The following is a 23,068-nucleotide window of genomic DNA, read 5'->3' as shown; positions in this document are numbered from 1 at the left end:
GGTTTTTAGGGAATCTTTATGCACACACTGACACAACCAGTCGATTTCTACTGCTCATGGAGTGGCGGTAAAGACGCTTGCCTGGCACTCTATATAATGGTTCAGCAAGGCCATACGCCACAAGGTTTGCTGACGATGATGAATGAAACTGGAACCCTGTCGCGTGCGCATCATTTGCCTAAATCCTTTATTGAACAACAAGCGCACGCATTAGGCCTACACTGCGTGACTCAGGCAACCACAAAATCAGCCTATCAAACTCACTACCAGTCGGCCTTGCAGGACTGTAAACAGCAAGGCATTGATTATCTGGTGTTAGGCGATATTGATTTACAAGCGCATCGAGATTGGCAAATGCAACAAGGCCAAGAGACAGCGATCACGGTACTGTTTCCTTTGTGGCTCCAAAACCATAAAGGGCTGGTTGAACAGTTCATTGAGGCTGGCTTTAAAGCGACGATTATCGCCATTTTGCCAGATAAAGTGCCGAGTGATTTTTTAGGCAAATCTTTAAACTTAGAAACGATGACGCAATTGGAGTCATTAGGAATTGATGTGTGTGCCGAAGGCGGTGAATTTCATACAGTGGTCACAGATGGCCCACTGTTTTCTCAGCCGATTGAACTTGATTTATGCAATGCTAAATTATGTACCACGGGTGACTACGGCTATCATTATTTGGATTTTTCAAAAGATGTCTGATTTTTCGCACGGTGGCCAGATCTATCAATTTGCTAGAGAGCAAAATACACCGATTGCAGATGCATTGGCCCATATTTTGGACTTTTCCGCCAGCATTAATCCGATTCAGCCAGATGTGGATTGGCAAGCCATTATCCGACACGCTCAAATTGCAGTGCAACACTACCCCGATTCACAACAACAGGTGCTTAAAGAGGCTATTGGTCATCGTTTTCAACTGCCGCTTGAGCAGATTACGTTAACGAACGGTATTTCAAGTGCCATCATCAGCTTATTCAATGAACTCAAACCGGATACCACCCTGCTCTTTACGCCGATTTACAGCGAATATCGACGTGCCGCTAAACGCTATTCTGACAACACCATTGAGGTCATACATGGTTTCGAAGAGGGACTTTCTGAAAGCCTGTTGCAGCAGATTCATGGCCTGACTGAGAACAGCGTTGCGGTGTTAGTCAACCCAAATACGCCGCAGGGGCACTATCAGTCACCAGAAGCCTTAGAGCCGCTACTGGAGCTATTACGCCATAAAAATTGTTGGGTTTTAGTGGATGAATCCTTTCTGCCGTTTATTGGTTTTTCTGAACATTACAGTGTTCGTCGCCAATTAAAGCACCATCCTAAGATGGTTATTTTGCAATCATTAACAAAATATTATGCCTGTCCGGGCATTCGTATTGGTGCTCTGTTTACCGCTGCTCATGCCTTAGATAAAATGACTTGGCCAAGTTGGCCACTTTCCGTATTGGATGAACAATTTGTTTTGCAGGCACTGACCGACCCACGACACGAGGGGAACACGCGTGACTTTCTGCAAACTGAACGACCGCGATTTATCACCGCTCTGAGCACTTGTGACCTGATTGAATCTGTCGAAGATTCAATGACTAATTTTGTCTTGGTAAGAACCCGCATTAAAGCCTATAGATTAGTCGAATGCTTAGCGAGCACCAATATTTTAATTCGTGATTGTGAAAATTTTGGCCTGGGTCAGTACACCTGCCGCATCGCCATTCAGTCTACAGAAAACAACCATCAACTTGTTCAAGCCCTGCATCAAAATCGATGGTTAATGACGACTGAACCATTATTAAGTGAGTCTAAATAATGCTATTTTCAGGGACGGATATTGTATTGATTGCGCTTATGGCACTATTGATTGACCGCTTAGTCGGTGAGTTTGCTTACATACGTCACCCAGTCATCCTGATTGGTGATGCCATTAACGCTTTTGAAAAGCACCTCTACCAGCCCTCTATTCTGCGAGGAGCTTTACTCACGCTCTTTATTGTTGGGAGCGCCGGACTCATTGGGTTAGCGATCCAGTGGTTTTTACAGTGGTCATTAGGCAACCTACCCGGTCTGGTCACACTGATTATTACAGCCGTGTTGGCGTCCACCTTATTAGCGCATCGAATGTTACACGACAGTGTGTTGAATTTATTGCATACAGATCGGCCTCAACAAGCACTGCAAATGTTGGTCAGTCGTGACACCGAAAACCTTAGTCAAAGCGACTGTTATAAAGCGGGCATAGAAACCTATGCCGAAAATCTCAGTGATGGTGTCATAGCCCCATTGTTTTATCTACTATTGTTCGGTCTGCCAGGAATTCTAGTTTACAAAGCGATTAACACCTTAGATTCAATGGTCGGTTATCGAACCGAACGTTATGAACATTATGGAAAAGTATCTGCAAAATTGGACGATCTGGTTAACTGGGTACCCGCCCGTATGACCGCCCTATTGATTATGTTGGTGAATGTTAAGTGGCCGTTATGGGGCTTTTATAAACAAGGTAAACGCCACGACAGCCCGAATGCAGGCCACCCGATTACCGCGATGGCACTCAATATAAACTGTCAATTGGGAGGCGATACCATCTACTTTGGCAAACTCAAACGAAAAGCTTTCTTTGGTGATGAGACCTCCTCAAAAGTCATTCAGAAAGCCCATGTTATAGACTGTTTATCAAATCGTACACGAATCGACAATCTGCTTTATGGTCTGCTTATTTTTAGCATAATCATAGGCAACATCTTTGCTTTTATTGGATCCCATCATGTTTAAATGCTTTCAAACAAAGCAGGTTTATCTGTTCAGCATTCAGTCGAGTTTGCTCTTTTGCTTTTTGGCCTTTCACCAGGCCTGGTCAAATCCACAACCGCTTGCTTATAACGCTATTATATCCAGTGAAACTAACGCGGTAAATACCGCTTCGGCGGCTTCTGCGCAACGTATTATCTCGTTAGCACCTCATATTACGGAGATGCTTTATTCAGCAGGTGCAGGGCATAAAATTGTCGGCGTAGTGTCTTATTCAGATTTCCCCAAAGCCGCCTTAAACCTGCCCATTATCGGTAGTTACAATGCCATTAATTTAGAAGAAATCATTCAACTCAATCCCGATTTAATACTCGGCTGGCAATCAGGCAACCGCTTACAAGACATTCAACGCCTAAAAGAACTCGGCTTTAAGGTTTTGCAAAGTGATGTCACAACACTTGATGACATTCCCAATGAGATTGAACGCTTAGGTCAATTAGCAGGTACACAACGTCATGCAATGGCCATTGCAGATACGTTACGAAAAAAGTTGAGTGAGATCCGTCAACACTATCAACATGCACGTCCCATCACCAGCTTTTATCAAATTTGGAATCAACCGATTATCTCCATGAATGGCTCCCAGTTTATCAGTCAGGCTGTAAACATCTGTGGTGCAACGAATGTATATGCCGACCTAAAACCTCTAACAGCCGAAGTCAGTTTAGAAAGTGTTTTACAACGTAACGCTCAAGTTTTTTTGCTGGGTGGTCAACAAGCCTTTCAGAAGGCTTGGTTAAAACAATGGCAAAAGTACTCCAGTTTGCAAGCGGTGAAACACCAACAGATCTACTTACTCGACAACAACCTTTACCAACGCCCAACCGCCAGGTTAATCAATGCCTTACCAGACTTATGTCAAAAGATAGAAATGGCTAGAAAGCACTATCAAACGCAAGTACTTAAATAGACTTTAAGAACACTTAAAAATTATTTATGAAGCAGAATTAACGGGGTTTGGAATTGTAGATTAAGTGAGTTTTGAAGTTCTTAAGTTTGCCTATTCAAGACAAAACAAGGGAGTGTACGAAGAGTACTCGAGCGTTCTTATCGCAGATATGAACCTGCTTACGGAATGGATGAACCGCTTAAGAAAAAATAAATCATGTAACCACCGTACATAACGACCATCACTATCGACATCAGCGTAATCGGCCGCAGACCTTTCTGCTCAACAACAATGCCCTGTTGCGCCAACTTACGATTACGGATTTTCTGCTTAACAATGTAGTAAAGCAAATAGATGACAGCCAATAACGTTAAGAACTTTAACATCTATATCTGACCTAAACTGGCCAACAAGAGCTGACGAACTCGAGTCAAATCTTCTGGAGTATCGACCCCTACGCCCGCATGGCACAAGGCGTCCAATACCAGGATTTTTTCGCCATGCCACAACACCCGTAATTGCTCGAGTTTTTCGACATACTCTAAATCGCACGCTGGCCAGGCCACATACTGTTTTACAAAACCGGCACGATAAGCGTATAAACCAATATGGCGTTTATACGCCCAGTTTTCAGGGAGGGTTTGACTGTTTTTCAAGAAGGTATCCCTCGACCAAGGGAGCGGCGCACGACTGAAATTAATCGCACAATTCTTGGCATCTCTACTGACTTTAACGGCATGCGGATCAAATACCGTTTCAACGTCATCAATCGGTTCACACAGGGTCGCCATTTGAATATGTGGATGTGCTTCTAAGCCTTGCGCAACTTGGTGAATCAAGTCCGGTGGCAACATGGGTTCATCACCTTGCACATTGACAATAATCTCATCGTCCGGCAATCCTGACAGCTCAATGACTTCTGCAATCCGTTCCGTACCAGATTGGTGATGTTCTGCGGTTAAGCAAACCTCAGCACCAAAGGCTTCACAGATGGCTTTAACCTCCGCAGATTCGGTGGCAATGATAATACGCTCTGCGCCGGATTTTTTGGCTTGTAACCAAGTCCACTGAATCATAGGTTTGCCATGAATATCCTTCAATGGTTTGCCTAGCAAACGACTGGATTCAAAACGGGCTGGGATAATGACGGTAAATGACATAATGGGCTGTATTCTCTTGCGAACGTTTACATTGTTTGACGTTAATTTACTTCTGCTTACGGTAAGCTTCAGTGTCTTCTGCGGATAAAACGCGTGCTTCATCTTCTAACAAAATAGGAATCCCATCTCTTACCGGATACGCTAAATTAGCGGCCGTAGAGATGAGTTCTTGGCTATTTTTGTCGTAAATTAATTTCGTTTTACTCACTGGGCAAACTAGAATTTCTAATAATTTAGGATCCATTTAATTCTCTTTATTTAGGCTGGTCGAGTTTATGAGTTGGGTGCCATCAAATTCTGGCTTTAATTGCTGCAATAGCTGTGTTAACAGCTGGTTATCTCCCGCATCACAGATGGGGGTAACGTCTAAATACCACCAGTTCGTTTTTTGATGGGTTTGAGCAATTTCACTACATTTTACCGCATCTTTTGCTGTCATAAGTAAGGGTTTTTCATCATCAAAACTTTCAAAATCGGTCAAACGATAAGCGTAATGGTCAGCAAAGGGCTGTGACGTGATTGAAATATCCAATGTTTGCAAGGTTTCAAAAAACCGTTGAGGGTTACCAATCCCCGCAATGGCATAAGCCGGTTGCTTCGCAAAACTTTCTAGCGAACGGATTTCACTGGCATTCATAACTTGTCTAAAGCAGAGCGGAGATAAGTACATTTTAAACTGAGAGGCTTGCATAACAGGCTTAACCGAGATCAATGGATACTCTTCATCGGCCTTTAAGCCATTCCAAATACAGAAGTCAACTTGATTAAGACGGTTCATCGGCTCTCTTAAGGGGCCAGCTGGCAGACAACGTTGATTACCAAACTGGCGCTGTGCATCAATCAGAACCACTTCAATATCACGCGCCATTGCAAAATGCTGTAAACCATCATCACTGATAATGACATCTAACTTAGCTTGGCTATCTAATATCACTTGCTGATTGAGCAGTTCAATGGCTTGCGGCCGTTTAGGGGAAACCGCGATAAGGCAACCCAGTTGCTTAGCCAATAAAACAGGCTCATCCCCCACTAATCGAGGATCACTCTCTGGGGTCACCAACAGTGGCCAGCTTTTAGAACAACCGCCATACCCCCGACTGATAATGCCGACCTTTAACCCCTGGGCTTGCAGTTGCAACGTTAGCCAGATAATAAACGGCGTTTTACCACTGCCGCCGACGACGATATTGCCGACCACAATCACCCTCGCTTGAGTTTGGCGCAGCGGTGGTTGTTGCTGAAATCTTTGCAGGCGCCGAGACGCTTCCCAACAGACTAATTTAGCCAGAGGTGAAAGTAATTTAGTCTGCCAGGTATTCTGTGTCCAAAAGGTGGGCCAACTCATTGAAATAGATGTCCTTGCTGAGAGTGTAAACAGGCATGATGATACCATTTACGCTGACTTTTGCGTGCTTCTTCCCGCAAATTAATAGCGGATTTCGTTACCTCAAATTGCAGTGCACCAGAACAAGCCGTGTTCCACCAATGAATCGGCCTAGACTCGCTCTTATCTTCAATACGTTTTAACACCGCTTTATTGGGAAAGTGATAACGATTTAAATAGCCTGCAGAAAATACAACTTTATTTGGTGCAACCTGATTTAGCCAGGCCTGGCTAGTGGATGATTTGCTACCATGATGGCCTGCAATCAACAAATCACTCCTTATTTTTTGTGGATTTTTGGCAAACTGCTTGATTAACAGAGCTTCGCCTTTTTGACTTAAATCACCCGTCATTAAAACCGATTGCTGACCGGCAGTGATTTTTAAGACACAGGACAAATCATTATCAGAGGTTAGTATATTCCCTATTTCAGCCACGTCTGGTGAGAGGATCTCAAACAAAACCCCATCGACCTGCCAAGACTGCCCTGATTGACACAGTGAAAAAAGTGGGCTGTTTTTCGCCTCCTTGTCATACCGCTTGTAAAGTTGGCCTTGTAAGCGTTGATTCATAATCTCGGGCTGACCACTGAGAGCTTCCTTTACAGGCATGTTTTGTATAAGACTTAAAGTGCCCCCTGCATGATCGGAATCACTGTGGCTAACCACCAAAGTATCAATTCTATCCCAACCCTGAGATTTCAAATAAGGGAGAACTGCCAACTTTGCGCCATCCATCCTTGATCCTATTTTTGGACCCGTATCATAAACTAAAACATGGTTTTTCGTTTCGACCACAACGGCCTGTCCCTGACCGACATCTAATACGGTCAACCAGGCCTGGTCAGATTGCGGGCGATGATTGACAGCCAAACCTAAACTCATTATTGTCAGTAAAAGCCCAAAAAAAGCGATTGTCTTGTGTCTTCTGGACTTAAAAATGAGTAAGGCAAAGATAAAGGTATACATTGAGAGTAACCAAACCAAAGAAGTGCCTGTAAATCCAACGGTACTTTGTGGCAAGCTTCCTAACCACTGTAGATACTGCCAAAATAGGCCCCATAGTTCATCGAGCCACGCAATCATAAGCTGCCCCAATTCAATGGACATCATGCCTATAAGCGAACTCAAAAATAGCAACGGCAAGCCAATGAAGCTGACAAAAGGTACGGCCACTAAATTGGCGATAAAACTATAGAGCGGCAAACTATGGAACGCCCAAATCAAAAATGGCGCCAATCCCAACGTTAGCACACCTTGAAGCCACAATAACTGTTGCCATTTTGGACGGTTACGTAGATACGGCATTGTGGCGAAAATCAAAGCCACCGCTATGAACGATAACCAAAAGCCCAGACTCAATACCGAGCGACTATCCCACACCACAACTAACAGTGCTGCAAACCCTAATGCTGACCAAGGTTGAAAGGTTCGTCTAATGAAGACAAAACCCAATACGGCTACAACCATGAGCCACGCTCTTTGCGTGGGAATTGAAAAACCTGACAGCATTAAATACAAAGAGGCAAACAATAATGCACCCCACGCTGCTAAACTTGGTAGATTTATCTTCTCAATACGGTAAACACCCAGCCACCACAACACTTTGAAAATCAGATAACCTAAAGTGGCTACAATGCCCATATGTAAGCCCGATATAGCCAATAGATGAATCGTGCCCGTATTCTGTAACAACGACCACTCTTCAGTTGACACGGCCGACTTGTCGCCCAGTGTTAAAGCCTTATAGAAAGGGCTAAACGCACTGTGTGAAAACACCGCTTTTAAACGTGCTGAAACCCATATTTGCCACGCATAAATGCCAAATACTGAAGGCTCGTTGAGCCTTTGTAAAACAGTATTTTGAGAATTATTTGCAGAATATCGACTTTTTTGTCTGTTATTTTTGACATAACCTTTAGCGACGATATGCTGCTGAAATAACCAAGCTTCGTAATCCAAACCTCCAGGGTTTTGAGAGTAGTGATTCGCTTTAAGTTTAACGCGCATTTTCCACACCTCCCCTAATGCTGGCAGAGATTCAAAAGCTAAACGCTCTGATTTAGAAAGATACCAATTAATAGCAACAATAGGTTTTGACCAGGCCTGGTAATTTATCTCATTTGTGACATTATCATCATGTAAAAGTTCATCTCTGATGGGTGCGGTTTCTCCATCAGGGTCAGTTTGAATTCTATTGACTTGAATTTTATAAGTAAATCTAGATTTTTTAGCGAAGGAAGGTTGCGATGAAGATTCAATGATTTGTCCAGAGATCCATACGGGCTGATTTAAAAGGTTCTCAGGAATGACAGGCATAAAAAAAGAGTGCCAAAACGCCCAGCTCAAGCCTATAATAAGTCCAAATAGAATATTTAATACGGCATGAACACGCTGTTGAAAGCCTCTTTTTTTCTGGCTCAATTTTGCCAGCAATGGGCTAAAGCGCACTATCAAAGCCATCGTTATTGCCAGACACACGGCGGCAACTCCACACCATAAAGGTGGAAACGTAACGAGTTGATAGAATATCAACACGGCAAACAGAAATGCCAAAACAAAATGAAGAAACATGCCAAAAAAACTCATTAAACGTTACATTCCCACACCCGATAAAATCAAAAACATGAAGGGCTTAGGCTTTTTGGGGACTTTATTACACGACCCAGGCATTTGGCACCTGCACCGTCACTCTGTCTCTAAAGCCTTTGTTATTGGACTTTTTTGGATGGCGATCCCCATTCCTGGTCAAATGCTTGTCGCTGCACTTTTTGCCATCTTCTTGAGAGCCAATCTACCGCTCAGTGTTGCTTTGTGTTGGATTAGCAATCCACTCACCATGGGACCTATTTTTTATTTCAATTATGTCGTGGGTACTTACATATTAGGACAAGATGCGAGTGAAGATTTAACTTTCGAACTCAGTTGGCATTGGATTATCAATGTACTAGGGGACCTATGGCAACCTCTTTATTTAGGCAGTGTTGTTGTCGGCCTTTCCCTAGGCGCTTTCGCCTATTTTGTGATCCATGTACTGTGGCGCCGACATGTGATTAAACACTGGAAAGAACGCAGTGTAATCAGAAAAAATCGTAAGTAATTATTTACAAAAGGCTTGTTTATCTCACCTGCGATAGAATTTAATGGCTGTGTCACAATTCAGAGAATCATTAAAAATTTAATCGTTTTAACATGTTAAATTTCAAAAGACACTACTTTAGCACCGATACTAGGCACTCTAATCCTTAGCGAATTACCTGACTCAAGAGTCTAAAATCACTTAAGCAGTAATTAATTAAACTTATTTACAAAGATAGTTTGACAAACATATTTAAAGGGCTATAATCACTCCTAGCTTGAAAGTTCGTTTTATCTTTATGCACAATGTCGAAGCCTAGTAATAGTTTTCGTCCTGTTCTTCATTAAGTAATCGCAACACATTTCAGCCCAACTTGTACTCTTAATAATAAGAATACAATTAATTACAAATGATAAATAGGATACAAAAATATGTCTACTACTACTGGTACAGTAAAATGGTTTAACGAGTCTAAAGGTTTTGGTTTCATCGAGCAAGAGTCTGGTCCTGATGTGTTCGCACATTTCAGCGCTATTCAAGGCGGTGGCTTCAAGACTCTAGTTGAAGGTCAAAAAGTTGAGTTCACAGTAACTCAAGGTCAAAAAGGACCTCAGGCAGAAAACATCGTTGCTCTTTAATTAGACACGATATGGCTTGTTAATTCAAACCATTGCCTCTTCTCTCTTTGAGAGTTGAAAGTAAAAAGGGTAAGTCCAAATGGACTTGCCCTTTTTTATTGTCTCCCTAAAAGCATAAATTAAATGCTAAAGCTTCAGCCTTCATTAAATGTTTACACGATGTAGCGTGGAAAGGATTTACTCAAAGCAAACCCTTTTCACACTTGCTGCTTTAACTAATCAGACTTCTCATTCATAAGCTCTAACGCTTCTATTACCTTCTGATTAACCTCTTCTGCAGACAATCCGGTTAACAACGCTAAAGCTTCATCAATATGGCTTATAGTATAAATATGAAATTGATCCTTTTCCACGGCCGCTCTGACTTCGGCATTCAGCATTAAGTGACTGGCATTCGATTGTGGCACAACGACCCCTTGCTTGCCTGTCAAACCGCGTGCATCACAAATTTTATAATACCCTTCAATCTTCTCGTTCACCCCACCGATGGGCTGAATTTCACCAAACTGATTTATCGAACCCGTAATCGCTAAATCTTGACGCATTGGAACTTGTGCAAGAGAAGACAATAACGCCAATAATTCTGCGGATGATGCTGAATCCCCCTCTACACCACTATAAGATTGCTCCATAACAATCGAACCACTGAAGCCGAGTGCTTTCCGCTTCATATAACGACCACGAATATAACCGGAAAGTATCAACATCCCCTTAGAGTGAATCGGTCCTGCCATATCAACTTCGCGCTCAATATCCAACACCCCTTCATCTCCTGCAGAAGCTTGAGCCGTAATGCGTACAGGCTGACCGAATGATTGTCGACCCACCGTCAAAACCGTCATTCCATTCACCATGCCGACATGCACACCATCCGTCGAAATCAGTACCTGTTGCTCTGTAATAGCGCGATGATAATACTCTTCCATCAGACCTGTATGAAAGTCACGCTGCAAAATAGTCGATTCAATGGTTTCACGATTGACACTTTCCTGTCCATTAGCGCGAGCAAAGGCATTGGATTCTGCCAAAACATCTCTTAATATCGCTTTATTCGTGTAGAGACGACTTTCATCCTCTACCATGCGAGAGGCGTATTCAATCAGTCGCTCGTAAGCTGAAATCTCCACAGGCAAATCATCCCATTCAACAATTTCCGCAGCCAACTGTTTGGCCAGGGTCATTTCGTGCTCAAGTGTACGTGACAGTTCAACTTCAAACTCAACCTGCACTTTAAATAAGCGATCAAATTGAGCATCAATTTCCTGTAATGCATAAAAATGAGAGGATTGTCCGACCAGAATAAGCGTTAGACTCAAAGGAAAGTCCGGCAGATGATAAGGCACGACACTACTAGAGGAAGGGATCTCAAAACTAAGCTTTTTGCTCATTAAAGCCGCTTTTAAATTTGACCAAATTTCAGGATCTTTTAACAAGGCCTGAATATTAATAATCAGATATCCGCCATTCGCCTGTTGTAATAAACCGGCCTGATGGTTCATCGCCAAAGAAACCGTATCGACCGAGTTAGCGGTCGCCGAATTAATGGTATAACCAAACAACTTGGGGTTGGTGGTATGTTGCTCGTAGATAATTGGCGCATGCTCTAAACCGCGATGATCAACCAATAAATTTACTTCAAAAATCGCCATCCCTTGTTGCTCTGAAAACAGATCCTCGACACTCGACTGTGTACCAGCCGTCACCTGGTCACCTGTTTGATCCCAAAAAAGGTGTAATTTTGAAACCACTGCATTTTGCAATGCGTCTAAATAATGGATAATTTCAGGCGTTTTTCCAAACTCTGATTTTAAAGCCTCTACCAAAGGGGTTAGATGCTCATTCGCAACTTCGGTGTTTAACCGTTTACCTGTATCCAAATATTCATGCTGTAAAAATGGGAAGTGAGTGAGGCCTTTGTTTAAAGCGGTCTCTACTTGATCAAATGCATCCGTATACTGCTTTTGTGTGATCTCATCAAACGCTTTCAAATCTATCGCACGATACTGTTTTCCACCAATCAATGCGGTCAAAATAAAGCTATTATCACTTTGAGTTATTTCAATATTAAGAGCTTCTGCCAAACTATAGGCTGGCTCTAAAATATTCTCTTGCTTAATAATAAGATCATTTTCTAACTGCTGACTTCTAAGCTGATAAGCGTGACCATCAAACAAGACTGGTAGCTGAGTTTTAATCTGGGTTACAAACGTCTCTAAGGCACTTTTGAATTGATAGCCAAGACCTGCCTGAAAATACAGATACTGGGTTTTATTTGACTCTGTAAAGTCGGAAACCAAGACAACATCTGACGGTAAAGGCATTTGACTCGCCGTCCTTTTCAACATAGCCTTAGTCATACCAATCCGACCAACACCGGGTTCACCCATAATAAAAATATGATTATGGTTACGCTTTAAATGCAGTCCAAAATTAAGAGACTGGTAAGCACGAGGATGAAAATGTTCCATAAAATCTAGAATTTCTGAGTCTTTACACTTTGCTTTTTCTGGATAAAAAGCCGATGAGTCTAATTGCGTGAAACGGTATAACTGAGAAGCGGATAGTTTTTCCATAGGGAGATTTTCTACTCTTTAAGTTTGACTTGGACATTCCATCCATTAAGCATTCACTATAACAAAAAAGCCCACTATTAAGAGTGGGCTTTTACTGAGAACAGCATTTTTAAGGCATTTTAAAATTAATAGTCTTCGCGTGGTGGGTTTGCATGTATTTTATGGAAAGTTAAATCAGCACCTTGGTACTGCTCCTCATCACTCATACGAAGCCCGGAGACTTTATTTACAATGACATAAACCAGGTAACCGCCCACAAATGCAATGCTAATACCAATCCCGGTACCGATGATTTGAGACATTAATGAAACCCCGCCTAAACCACCTAATGCCGTGGAGCCAAAAATACCGGCGGCAATCGCTCCCCACATCCCACAAAGACCATGCAGTGGCCAAACACCTAACACGTCATCCATTTTTAGGTTCTTCTGGGTCCAGGTGAAGGCCTTAACAAACAACGCGCCCGCTACGAGACCGATGACTAACGCACCTAACGGGCTCACCACATCTGAACCAGCACAAATCGCGACCAAGCCGGCCAAAGGTCCATTATGAACAAAACCTGGATCTTTATTACCTACAAAAGTGGCCGCTAAGATACCTCCAACCATGGCCATCAGTGAATTCATCGCCACTAGACCTTGAATACCACCAACTTGCTGCGCCGACATGACGTTAAAACCAAACCAACCTACCGTCAGAATCCAAGCACCTAATGCAAGAAAAGGAATGCTGGACGGTGGGTGAGCATGTTTGATTTTGCCATTTTTATCATAACGACCAGTACGTGCACCTAAAACCAAGATGGCTGCTAAAGCAATCCAACCACCGACAGCATGCACCACAATAGAACCTGCAAAATCATGAAAACCTGCACCATATTCAGCTTCCAACCAAGCCTGCACACCAAAGTTACCATTCCATGCCAACCCTTCAAAAAGAGGGTATACAAATGCAACAATCAAGAAGGTTGACAATAATACCGGGTAAAAACGTGCTCGTTCGGCAATTCCACCCGAAACAATGGCCGGGATAGCCGCCGCAAAGGTCATCAAGAAGAAAAACTTAACCAAATCATATCCCGACTTTTCGGTCATTGCTTGAGTCAATTGCCCATCAATGTTAAACCCTAGGAAAACGCCATAAGCCACACCGTAACCGATAAAGAAATAAGCCACTGTGGACACGCCTAAATCACTCATGATTTTGACCAAGGCATTAACTTGGTTTTTATGTTGAACGGTACCCACTTCTAAAAAAGCAAACCCCGCATGCATAAAGAGGACTAAAATAGCCCCGAGTAAAATAAATAAGACATCTAAACTGGTTGTTAGCTGCTCCATTGTGCGCCTCGATGAGTCTAGTAACTTTCACTAGTGGTTAATTGTAAATAAATATATTTCGGAAAATTGTACCAGAATGAAAGCGATGTTTTCTGTAAAAACCACACCAATGACCCAACTTTTATGCCCTTTGTTCGATGAATGTCAGGTAGAGGTATGGATGAAACGAGAAGAGCTGAATCATCCTACGGTACAAGGCAATAAACTGCACAAACTTAAGGTCAATATTCAGGAAGCGAAACGACAGCAGAAAGACACTCTACTGACCTTCGGTGGCGCCTATTCAAATCACATTGCGGCAACTGCAGCCGCTGCTAAACAGGTTGGATTGAAGAGCGTCGGTTTTATTCGCGGTGACGAACTCGCCCTCACCCCGGACAAGTGGAGTCCAACTCTTAAGCGAGCCCACCAAAATGGTATGACGTTACATTTTATAAGCCGCAGTGATTACCGAGAGAAAAACCGACCAGATACTCTGCAAAAGTTACAACAGGCATTCCCTCAGGCTTACATCCTTCCTGAGGGAGGGTCAAACATATTAGCCGTACAAGGGTTTGAATCGCTTATGAGTGACATTGAAAGCCAATGTCCAGATTGGTCACACCTTTATACTGCCGTTGGTACGGGAGGCACTTTAGCAGGCCTGGTAACTTTTGCAAAATTCAAGTCACATCGCAGTATTTTGGGGGTTGCTACTTTAAAAAATGCGGACTATTTAATGCCCATCATTGCTCAATGGATTCTTCAAACGACAGAACAGAAGCCCGTCAATCATTGGCATCTTCTCACGCAATATCATATGGGAGGTTATGCCAAAAAAACACCTGAATTATTCAAACAGCTCACTGATTTTAAAAACACATTTGGAATTGATTTAGACTCCATTTACACCGTGAAAATGGTGATGGCTTTCTATGATCAATTACAAAAAAAATTACTCAAACCCGGTTCAAAAATCGTTCTGTTGCACACAGGCGGCTTACAGGGTAATTGAAAAAAATCAGAGAATACACACTGGTTCAAAAGAGTCTACACATTTAAAGTCAATTCTATCCGTTATTGAAGACGAGGTAAATAAATGATAACTCACCTTAAAGAAGCAACACATCTAGTTGAATATAAAAGCAATGTTAACTATATTTACAACTTAATCTAGTTTATCAAGATGACGGCTGAACCGAGCATAAATGCCAACTCCATCACCTCTGTCATAGCACCTGCGGTATCCCCAGTCATCCCACCTGTCATCCGAATCATCACCCAACGCATCCAAAACCAAGCCAGTAAAAGCCCAATGAATAGCCCAGGAGAAACCCATAATAGACCGACGATTAACGCAGACACCCAAAGCCAAATAAAAGGTTTACTCAGATGCAAAAACATCTGTTCAGCAACACCATTTACACTGACATATCGAGTCACAGTCATCAGTCCAATAGATGAAATTCTACCAACGATTGGTACAACCAATAAAAACCACCAGGCCTGATACTCAATTAAGACGACGACTAGACTCCACTTTAATAACAACAGTCCCACCAACGCAACGCCACCGCCCGTTCCAATTCGACTGTCTTTCATGACTTCCAAAACATGTTGGTGATCTCCTCCCGCTAACCACCCATCGGCAGTATCTGCCAGCCCATCTAGATGTAATGCTCCGGTACTCAAAATCCAAACCGCCAACACCACCCCAGCAACGACCTCTGGTGGTAGCCAAACTTGGAGTTGTGCCACAGCCACTAACACTGCTCCAATCAAGGCTCCGACGACTGGAAACCAACTAACGGATCGCCCCATCTCCATTGCTGTAATAGAGGTATATTGTGGTGTCGGAAAACGACTCAAAAACTGAACTGACAGGAAAAAGTTTTTAAACATAATGTTGAACACCTCTGTAAATTAGACAAGTCTTGATCGGTTTAAACCCGAGAGTTTGATGATTGAGTTTGACTAAGGGACGTACAATTAAGTGGGTTTTGTACCATCTCTACCAAGCGAATAAAAGGTGTGGATGTGGTCGCAAAAACCTCTAAACGAATACGAGCACCATAGCCTATTTCTAGTTGAAACAAAGCCTCATTACTTAAACCTAAGAACTGTTTTAACAATGTTCTGATCACCCCGCCGTGCGTCATCATCACCACCTGCTCGACATTAATATCTGGTGAATTCATTTCGAGCAGTAACTTGTCCCAACCACTCTGAACACGTTGTTCAAAGTCAAGATAAGACTCCGCTTGAGGAATGTTAAAGCTGAATGGTCTCTGAAGATATGATTCAAGTCCTTGCGGGTCTTGAGCCTGGATGGCTTCATAAGTCAGTCCATCCCAAACACCAAAATTTCGTTCTTGAAATTCTGGCCAAATTTGTAACATCTCTAAATCTGCTTGAACATAAGACTTCATAAAATCAGCACAGCGTTTAGCGGGTGAAGATATGAACAGGCCTGGTCGTTTTATTTTGCCCGTTTTATTGACGGCTTTAACGAATGTTAAAGCATCCAAGACAGCCAATATCTGCTGCTGACCCTCGTCACTTAAGATTGAATGCGTCTGACCTCTTAAAAAAGCTTGATCGTTACACTCTCCATGGCGAATCAGATCAATGCGCATCTATTTTATCCATTCTTATCCATAACCTCGTCTGATTCAGAGACGCCCGCTTCATCAAAGGTGGCCATTTGCGCGTGCAATAGGCACGCCATCTTAATCACGGGAATCGCCATGGCGGCTCCAGACCCTTCTCCTAGACGCATTGATAAATCTAATATCGGCCTAACATCCAAATGGTGAAACACAGCTTGCTGGGCCGGCTCTATCGACTGATGACCAAACATCATCCAACCTTTTGCTTGAGGTGCAACTTCACATACGATTAATGCGGCAGCACAAGCAATCACGCCATCAACCACGATAGTTAAACCTTGCTCAGCGCAAGTCAAATAAGCCCCGACTAAAGCTGCAATTTCTAACCCACCCACACAGGTTAGTACTTGCATCGGTGAAGTCATATCGGCTTGGTGTATTTGCAGAGCACGCTCAATCACTTTAATTTTGTGCAACTTTTGCTCGGAATGGATGCCTGTGCCAATACCGACAATATCCGTCACGGCAACATTACATATCTGAGCGATGATGGCCGTTGCAGAGGTTGTATTACCAATCCCCATTTCGCCACCAATAAACAGATCAGCACCCTGTTCTAAAGCCCTTTCAACCGCTAAACATCCTGCATTCTGTGCTTTATAAAGCATTTCATTACTCATTGCTGCTTGATGCAAAAAATTAAAACTCCCAGCCGCCACTCTGCAAGAGATAAGGTTGGGAAATGGCTTTTTACCCTCTTCTGTCACATCGGCCAATACGCCTACATCCACGACTTCAAAAGCCGCGTCATTGGCTTTGGCCAAAACAGTAATGGCTGCACCACCTGCTGAAAAATTCTTCACCATCTCTTGCGTCACCACCGCAGGAAAAGCCGAGACGCCTTCATTGGCAATACCATGATCCGCGGCAAATACCGTAACCCAAGGACGATTTATTTGCGGACAAACTAACCCTTGGTGTCCCGCCAATTGAATCGCAATACTTTCCAATACACCTAGAGAACCCGGAGGTTTGGTAAGCTGGCTCTGTCGTTGTATTGCATTTTGTTGCGCGAGAGTGTCAATGGCTTTGATTTCAAGGCAAGAATTGTGGTCATTCATTAATGGAGACTCATTTTTTAATTTACGTTAACAGTGTTTTAAAGGGAGTTGAGATTTGTTTTGCGCGGCATATTAACTTCAGTCAATCGACTATTTGAGATGCATTGGCAGTCCTGCTGTGACAAAAGTCACGGTCTCTGCCTGTTCTGCAACGGCCTGATGTAGCCAACCTAATTCATCGACAAAACATCTCGTCAACTTGCCCATTGGCACAACGCCAAGGCCAACTTCATTACTCACCAAAATAATGTCTGCGGTTAAATTTGGCAAAATATTCAGAAGCGCTTTCTTTTCAACCTGGAAACACTCTTCTTCGAGTAAGTTAAGGGTCCACAAGGTTAAGCAGTCGATCAAAATACAATTTTTTTTATCATCCAAAGCCACTAAACCTTCAGCCAATTTGATCGGCACCTCAATGGTTTGCCAATGACTAGGGCGATCACTTTGATGGCGTTTAATGCGCTCCAACATTTCCGTATCCGCGTGATTTTGCCGATCAGAACTCGTCGCCGTTGCGAGATAAAACACCTGTTGACCTGATTCTTCAGCCGTTTTTGCCAAGCTTTCGGCATAACGACTTTTGCCAGACCGAGCACCCCCTAATATAAAACGCACCAAACTTTTCTCCTCAAAAGAGACTTATTAATTAATTATTTTAAGCGGCTATTTTAGCGTAGAGATAAGTTATTTTTGTTATGATTCAAAGATAAAATTGAAATGCCTTTATAGTCAGTCTTTTGCACGAGACCATAAACGGATATAAATGGCCAAAATATCGCTGTTATTTGTTGCATTCCCAAGGTACCCTGGGTGATTGCGATAAATGATCACTCGTTAAGCCTGCTATGTACAAGTTGTCATCTTAGTCAGTTAAGTTTTTTACCCTTGATTTCTCGTCTCTGACTCCTATACAACTCACCTATATAGACATTTCTGACAGCCACCTAAATCAAATTAATGATTATTTTGTTGAGTATACACTATGAATATTACCATCCTAGGCACAGGCTTTGCAGCTTTAACCGCGATTAAACAAACCCGTAAACATGCGCCAAAAGCCACCATTACAGTCATTTCACCAAAAGAAGAGATGCTCTATTATCCAAGCCTTATCTGGATTCCTTCGGGGTTAAGAAAAGGCGATGATTTACGGGTTAATTTACATAATTTCTTTAATCGTCAGAATGTTCAATTTGTGGAAGGTAGCGTGCAGAATGTTATTCATAGTGGTCGTACCGTCGTAACGGAGGATGGTGAATATCATAATGACGGACTTATTATTGCCACGGGTGGTCGTTTCATTAAAAAACTACCAGGCATAGAATATGCCATTACCCCTTGTGAAGGCATTCCGGCGGCGGAGAAAATTCGTGATCGCATAGACGGTATGAGTGGTGGCACCATTGCCATTGGTTTTGGTGGAAATCCAAACGAACCATCCGCGATGCGGGGCGGACCCATGTTTGAATTCCTCTTTGGAATTGATAACTTGCTCCGTAAGCAAGGTCGTCGTGATAAATTCAAAATTGTGTTTTTCAATCCGGCTCCAGAACCTGGAAAACGTTTAGGCTCAAAAGTACCTGCTAACCTAACCAAAATAATGACGAAACAAGGCATTGAGCTGCACTTAGGTCACAAAATGATTGGTTTTGAAGAGAAGCTCGTCAAAACAGAAGGGGGTGAGTTTTCCGCAGATTTAATTCTGTTTATGCCTGGCATGACAGGTCCTTTGTGGCTAGCTGATTCCGAGTTACCCAAGTCGGCTGGAGGTATGATTTCCGCCGACATGAATGCAAAAGTCGAAGGCTATGACAATGTATATGTCGCTGGAGATGCGGGATCATTCCCTGGCCCAGACTGGCAAGCGAAACAAGCCCATGCCGCAGATTTACAAGCGGTGGCGGCCTCTAAAAACTTAGTAAAATCTTTAAACGGTCAATCTGATTTTGAACCGTTTAAACACGAACTTTTCTGCATCGTTGATACCCTAAAACATGGAATTTTGATTCGACGTACTGAAAAAGGTGCCACTTTACTGCCGCCTTGTCGTGTATTGCATTATGCCAAACGTGCTTTCGAATGGCTGTATTTACGTCAGTATCGATAACCCTTACTCATACTCTTTTAGAGACTTGCGATGCCATAGAGATCTGTTTAAAGAAAAGTGTCCTATTTTCGCTTGAACTCACTCGACATGAATCACTGTTTTCGATCGTTCAAGTCATTATCGACTTAGCTGATCAGTTCATTGTTCACTTTACGACGTCACCGACCCTATTTAAACCATCAACCCTCAAGGACTTTTTATGACTTGGGTTAAAGCTATCTGACTTCGAAGACTTAAATCCTTCTGCGTTTTTCTAGCCATTGATTTACACTACCAATATACTCATTAAGTTTATATTCGGGCTTTTTGTTCAGGTTTGCTGTTCATATCCACAGCCTATAAAGGAAATTTCATGCCGAATCAGTTCGACCGCTCTCGCGTTATTCCAGCCATTACGCTACTATTTTTTAGCGTAATGTTCAATCTATTCAGTTCAGCGCAGGCGTCTGAAACACTTATGAAAACAGATGCTGCGTTGCAACTGCATATAGATTTAATTGAAGTCGCGCTTAAAACAGATTCTTATAATAAACGCTGCCGTGGCATTAGTACGGCTACAAATCTTCATGAAGTAAATCGTTTATATGTCACTAAATACAGTATTACCGCCAATAACTTTATAAAAGACTATATTAATGAAGATGTTAGAGCCTTTAAAACAGAGCGCGAACATACCATAAATAAACTGTTAGCAAAAATAGGTGGTTGCGAAAAAGCCGAGTCACAGGAGTGGGTAAAACAGCTAAAACCAGATTTTAAACGCCTATATGAACAAGCTGAGTCTGACAAGTTACCTTGGTATCCTGAATAACTCATCTTTATTCACAGTCCTATTTATCCACCGTCCACCAATAGAATCTATTACCCATGACTAGCCGAGCCAATTTAATTACCCGAGAAGGTCGCACCAAGCTTGAAAAAGAACTTGATTACCTTTGGCGGGTCGAACGCCGCGAAACCACTGTTTCCGTCACGGAAGCCGCAGCCCATGGTGACCGTTCTGAAAATGCCGAATATAAGGAAGGCAAACGCCGTTTACGAGAGATTGATCGACGTATACGTTTTTTAAGAAAACGCTTGGATGTTTTGCATATTGTGGAATATTCTCCGCAACAAGATGGCAAGGTCTTTTTTGGAGCGTGGGTTGAGTTGGAAAATGAGGCTGGAAAAGTCGTTCAATACCGAATTGTCGGGGCCGATGAATTTGATCCACAGAAAAATGCCATCAGTGTCAATTCGCCCATGGCACGAGCTCTGATAGGTAAAGCAGTCGATGATGAAGTAACGGTTGAAACACCCGTTGGTAAACAAAACTGGTTCATTAATGCGATCCAATATAAACCATTTGAAAAGGTTTGAGACCCCTCTAATTCATACGTTGACTAGACCAGGCTAAACACACAAAATTTTTGCTACGTCACGGTTTATATCGCTATCATTCAAACCCAACACTCGCTTCTTATTTAATCACTTTAGCGGTAAAATCACTAACAACTTATTCCTCTCTTCTCTTTAAAAGGTAGCTCATGGACATTTGGTCAAAACTGTTTCTTTACTCAAGCGCCGCGATCGGTGCCGTCGTTTTACTGGTCGCTCTCATTGTATTGTCGAATGCTCAAGATGGCATGCTCACGATTGAAGGTCTGCAACACCTAGAAGCACCTTTAACGTCATTTTATGAAATGATGCTGTTTTTCATTTATCCCTGGATGGCCTTATCACTGTTTATCTTTGGTCGATTTCTATATCGTACTTTTATTCAAAAATAACCCGCGTTGCAAAATACCTCATTAAGAGCTTTAGTCATGGCTTGATACCATCGTACGTAAACATACGGTATCAAACTGCATCGAGGATTGCTCGATTAAGCTAATGATAATATCAGCTTCTAAGATTTTTTTAACGCTCAGCTAAACTCATATAGAGTTCTGACGTCGTCCTGTAATGGTCAAGAACTGAGTATTGAGTAAATTAAACCGTTATAGGTTAAACCTCCTATAATCAATATATCCAATTGAATGAAGAGCCTTACATATGACGACACACTCACCATCTTCCACCAAAATCCTAATCACAGGGTGTTCAACGGGCATGGGTTATCATTGTGCCAAACGCCTACACTCTATGGGGTATCAGGTGATTGCCACCTGTCGAAAGGAGGAAGATGTCAAACGATTGAACGAAGATGGCCTCACCTGCTTACAACTCGATTTGGCAGATAGCCAATCAATCCATTCCGGTTTACATCAAGCACTCTTAATAAGCCAAGGCAAAATCGATCTATTATTTAACAATGGAGCATTTGGACTACCGGGCGCAGTGGAAGATTTAAGCCGTGAGGCAATGGAATATCAGTTTCAAACTAATGTATTTGGTACCCAGGAGCTAACCAATTTAGTCGTCCCGATTATGCGCAAGCAAGGAGGCGGGAAAATCATCTATAACAGCTCTATTTTAGGCTTTGCAGCCATGCAGTATCGTGGTGCATACAATGCCAGCAAATTTGCGATTGAAGGCTTTGCAGACACCTTAAGGCTCGAAGTTAAAAAAGATAATATTCAGGTAAGTTTGATTGAACCAGGGCCGATTATTTCTGACTTCAGAAAAAATGCCTTCGAACAGTTTAAGCGTTGGATTCCTCAGCAAGGTAGTGCCCATCAAGCCAGTTATATAGCTATGCTGGCTCGCTTAGAAACCGTTGGACCGAGTGCCCCCTTTACGTTAGGGCCAGAAGCCGTGACCAAGTGTGTGTTGCACGTTTTGCAAAAGCAAAAACCTAAAATTCGCTATCGTGTGACGGTACCGACCATTGCCTTTGCCATTTTAAAACGACTATTACCGAACCGTGTTTTAGACCTTCTACTCATTAAAGCGGGTGGTGATGGTAAACGTTAATTTGCAAAAACCATTGAATAAGGTCGTGCAATTTCTTGAATGACTTTCTGTAAGCTAAAGGTACGCACCTCTTCAATAAATCGCTGTCCTGTAAAAAACACCTGTAAGGTCGGCAACGATAAAACACCATTTTGTGAACAAACTTCTATCACCACATGACAATCTACGTAGACCATTTTGATTTTTGGATAGTTTTCTTGCATGAGTGCAATCAACTTAGGCTTAATGGAATGGCAAACGTTACACTCCTTACCCCCAAAAAGAATCAACAAGCCTTCTTCTGATTGCTTTAAGGCATCAAGGGCTTCTAAGGTTTCAATATTCTCCATGTTCACTCCTATTTAAACTCCACATAAGTTTGTCGCTTAGCCTACTGTGCAAACTCTTCGACAACAAGTCAGTGAGATCGTTTCAAAAGCTGAAACCTTTGCAAAAAATGACAACATCACTTTTGATATCATCTCGCTTACTCATTCTATTGTTT

General features: G+C 42.5%; 24 protein-coding genes. 12 read left to right on the top strand and 12 right to left on the bottom strand.

The window, feature by feature from the left end:
* The first annotated feature begins 18 nt into the window (after nt 1-18).
* The 4 genes from F612_RS0101630 to F612_RS11955 are packed head-to-tail and all read left to right on the top strand — an operon-like array spanning nt 19 to nt 3,718.
* Complete coding sequence (locus tag F612_RS0101630; protein WP_019555998.1) at nt 19-702, top strand: Dph6-related ATP pyrophosphatase; 684 nt, start codon at nt 19-21, stop codon at nt 700-702.
* Nucleotides 695-1,810, top strand: a complete 1,116-nt coding sequence (locus F612_RS0101625) for a pyridoxal phosphate-dependent aminotransferase (RefSeq protein WP_019555997.1) — start codon at nt 695-697, stop codon at nt 1,808-1,810. Before F612_RS0101630 ends, F612_RS0101625 begins: the two co-directional genes overlap by 8 nt.
* Nucleotides 1,810-2,772: an adenosylcobinamide-phosphate synthase CbiB gene (gene cbiB, locus F612_RS0101620; RefSeq protein ID WP_019555996.1), complete on the top strand. Its 963-nt coding sequence runs from the start codon at nt 1,810-1,812 to the stop codon at nt 2,770-2,772. The genes F612_RS0101625 and cbiB overlap by 1 nt, the downstream gene beginning before the upstream one ends.
* Entirely contained in the window at nt 2,765-3,718 is a 954-nt protein-coding gene (locus F612_RS11955) for a cobalamin-binding protein (protein ID WP_019555995.1), read from the top strand. Before cbiB ends, F612_RS11955 begins: the two co-directional genes overlap by 8 nt.
* 158 nt (nt 3,719-3,876) lie before the next feature.
* Here F612_RS11955 and F612_RS0101610 read toward each other — a convergent pair whose 3' ends face one another.
* Genes F612_RS0101610 through F612_RS0101590 form a run of 5 tightly spaced genes read right to left on the bottom strand, consistent with a single transcriptional unit; the run spans nt 3,877 to nt 8,814 of the window.
* On the bottom strand, nt 3,877-4,083 hold the full coding sequence (locus F612_RS0101610; RefSeq protein ID WP_019555994.1) for a hypothetical protein: 207 nt from the start codon (nt 4,081-4,083) through the stop codon (nt 3,877-3,879).
* Nucleotides 4,084-4,857 (bottom strand): 3-deoxy-manno-octulosonate cytidylyltransferase, encoded by a 774-nt coding sequence (gene kdsB / locus F612_RS0101605; protein ID WP_019555993.1) that lies wholly within the window; start codon nt 4,855-4,857, stop codon nt 4,084-4,086. It abuts the gene before it with no gap.
* Nucleotides 4,858-4,903: 46 nt separating this feature from the next.
* On the bottom strand, nt 4,904-5,101 hold the full coding sequence (locus F612_RS0101600; RefSeq protein ID WP_019555992.1) for a Trm112 family protein: 198 nt from the start codon (nt 5,099-5,101) through the stop codon (nt 4,904-4,906).
* Nucleotides 5,102-6,202 (bottom strand): tetraacyldisaccharide 4'-kinase, encoded by a 1,101-nt coding sequence (gene lpxK / locus F612_RS0101595; protein ID WP_019555991.1) that lies wholly within the window; start codon nt 6,200-6,202, stop codon nt 5,102-5,104.
* Nucleotides 6,199-8,814, bottom strand: coding sequence for a DNA internalization-related competence protein ComEC/Rec2 (locus tag F612_RS0101590; RefSeq protein ID WP_019555990.1), 2,616 nt, complete (start codon nt 8,812-8,814; stop codon nt 6,199-6,201). The genes lpxK and F612_RS0101590 overlap by 4 nt, the downstream gene beginning before the upstream one ends.
* Between F612_RS0101590 and F612_RS0101585 the strand changes: the two genes are divergently transcribed.
* Nucleotides 8,813-9,340 (top strand): DUF2062 domain-containing protein, encoded by a 528-nt coding sequence (locus tag F612_RS0101585; RefSeq protein WP_019555989.1) that lies wholly within the window; start codon nt 8,813-8,815, stop codon nt 9,338-9,340. The genes F612_RS0101590 and F612_RS0101585 overlap by 2 nt on opposite strands.
* 410 nt (nt 9,341-9,750) lie before the next feature.
* Nucleotides 9,751-9,957, top strand: a complete 207-nt coding sequence (locus F612_RS0101580) for a cold-shock protein (protein WP_019555988.1) — start codon at nt 9,751-9,753, stop codon at nt 9,955-9,957.
* Nucleotides 9,958-10,172: 215 nt separating this feature from the next.
* Here the strand turns inward: F612_RS0101580 and F612_RS0101575 are convergent, their stop codons facing one another.
* On the bottom strand, nt 10,173-12,530 hold the full coding sequence (locus F612_RS0101575) for a Lon protease family protein (protein ID WP_019555987.1): 2,358 nt from the start codon (nt 12,528-12,530) through the stop codon (nt 10,173-10,175).
* Between the two features lie 125 nt (nt 12,531-12,655).
* Nucleotides 12,656-13,873, bottom strand: a complete 1,218-nt coding sequence (locus F612_RS0101570) for an ammonium transporter (RefSeq protein ID WP_019555986.1) — start codon at nt 13,871-13,873, stop codon at nt 12,656-12,658.
* A gap of 76 nt (nt 13,874-13,949) precedes the next feature.
* On the opposite strand from F612_RS0101570, the gene F612_RS0101565 reads away from it, so the two are divergent.
* Complete coding sequence (locus tag F612_RS0101565) at nt 13,950-14,867, top strand: 1-aminocyclopropane-1-carboxylate deaminase/D-cysteine desulfhydrase (protein ID WP_019555985.1); 918 nt, start codon at nt 13,950-13,952, stop codon at nt 14,865-14,867.
* A 158-nt stretch (nt 14,868-15,025) separates the two neighbouring features.
* Here the strand turns inward: F612_RS0101565 and cobS are convergent, their stop codons facing one another.
* The 4 genes from cobS to cobU form a co-directional block, all read right to left on the bottom strand.
* On the bottom strand, nt 15,026-15,754 hold the full coding sequence (cobS, locus tag F612_RS0101560; protein WP_019555984.1) for an adenosylcobinamide-GDP ribazoletransferase: 729 nt from the start codon (nt 15,752-15,754) through the stop codon (nt 15,026-15,028).
* Nucleotides 15,755-15,795: 41 nt separating this feature from the next.
* Nucleotides 15,796-16,488 (bottom strand): histidine phosphatase family protein, encoded by a 693-nt coding sequence (locus F612_RS0101555; RefSeq protein WP_019555983.1) that lies wholly within the window; start codon nt 16,486-16,488, stop codon nt 15,796-15,798.
* A 5-nt stretch (nt 16,489-16,493) separates the two neighbouring features.
* Entirely contained in the window at nt 16,494-17,582 is a 1,089-nt protein-coding gene (gene cobT, locus F612_RS0101550) for a nicotinate-nucleotide--dimethylbenzimidazole phosphoribosyltransferase (protein ID WP_019555982.1), read from the bottom strand.
* Nucleotides 17,583-17,672: 90 nt separating this feature from the next.
* On the bottom strand, nt 17,673-18,197 hold the full coding sequence (gene cobU / locus F612_RS0101545; RefSeq protein WP_019555981.1) for a bifunctional adenosylcobinamide kinase/adenosylcobinamide-phosphate guanylyltransferase: 525 nt from the start codon (nt 18,195-18,197) through the stop codon (nt 17,673-17,675).
* Nucleotides 18,198-18,564: 367 nt separating this feature from the next.
* Here cobU and F612_RS0101540 point away from each other — a divergent pair, with 367 nt between their 5' ends.
* The 5 genes from F612_RS0101540 (at nt 18,565) to F612_RS0101520 (ending at nt 22,584) form a co-directional block, all read left to right on the top strand.
* A complete protein-coding gene (locus F612_RS0101540) occupies nt 18,565-19,689 on the top strand; it encodes an NAD(P)/FAD-dependent oxidoreductase (RefSeq protein ID WP_019555980.1) in 1,125 nt (374 codons plus the stop codon).
* 352 nt (nt 19,690-20,041) lie between these two features.
* Nucleotides 20,042-20,500, top strand: a complete 459-nt coding sequence (locus F612_RS0101535; RefSeq protein ID WP_019555979.1) for a hypothetical protein — start codon at nt 20,042-20,044, stop codon at nt 20,498-20,500.
* Nucleotides 20,501-20,556: 56 nt separating this feature from the next.
* Nucleotides 20,557-21,048 carry a transcription elongation factor GreB gene (gene greB / locus F612_RS0101530; protein WP_019555978.1) on the top strand — a complete coding sequence of 164 codons (492 nt, stop codon included), beginning with the start codon at nt 20,557-20,559 and terminating at the stop codon, nt 21,046-21,048.
* A 167-nt stretch (nt 21,049-21,215) separates the two neighbouring features.
* Nucleotides 21,216-21,458 carry a hypothetical protein gene (locus F612_RS0101525; RefSeq protein WP_019555977.1) on the top strand — a complete coding sequence of 81 codons (243 nt, stop codon included), beginning with the start codon at nt 21,216-21,218 and terminating at the stop codon, nt 21,456-21,458.
* A gap of 265 nt (nt 21,459-21,723) precedes the next feature.
* The gene (locus tag F612_RS0101520; RefSeq protein ID WP_019555976.1) at nt 21,724-22,584 is read left to right on the top strand and encodes an SDR family NAD(P)-dependent oxidoreductase; all 861 of its coding nucleotides are present in this window, start codon (nt 21,724-21,726) and stop codon (nt 22,582-22,584) included.
* Here the strand turns inward: F612_RS0101520 and F612_RS0101515 are convergent.
* On the bottom strand, nt 22,581-22,913 hold the full coding sequence (locus F612_RS0101515; protein ID WP_019555975.1) for a thioredoxin family protein: 333 nt from the start codon (nt 22,911-22,913) through the stop codon (nt 22,581-22,583). The genes F612_RS0101520 and F612_RS0101515 overlap by 4 nt on opposite strands.
* Nucleotides 22,914-23,068: the final 155 nt, after the last annotated feature.

It is taken from the genome of Thiomicrorhabdus arctica DSM 13458, assembly GCF_000381085.1.
GTDB classification, from domain to species: Bacteria; Pseudomonadota; Gammaproteobacteria; order Thiomicrospirales; family Thiomicrospiraceae; genus Thiomicrorhabdus; species Thiomicrorhabdus arctica.
Note: the sequence above shows the minus strand (reverse complement) of the source record. Positions and strands in the feature narration are given on the sequence as shown.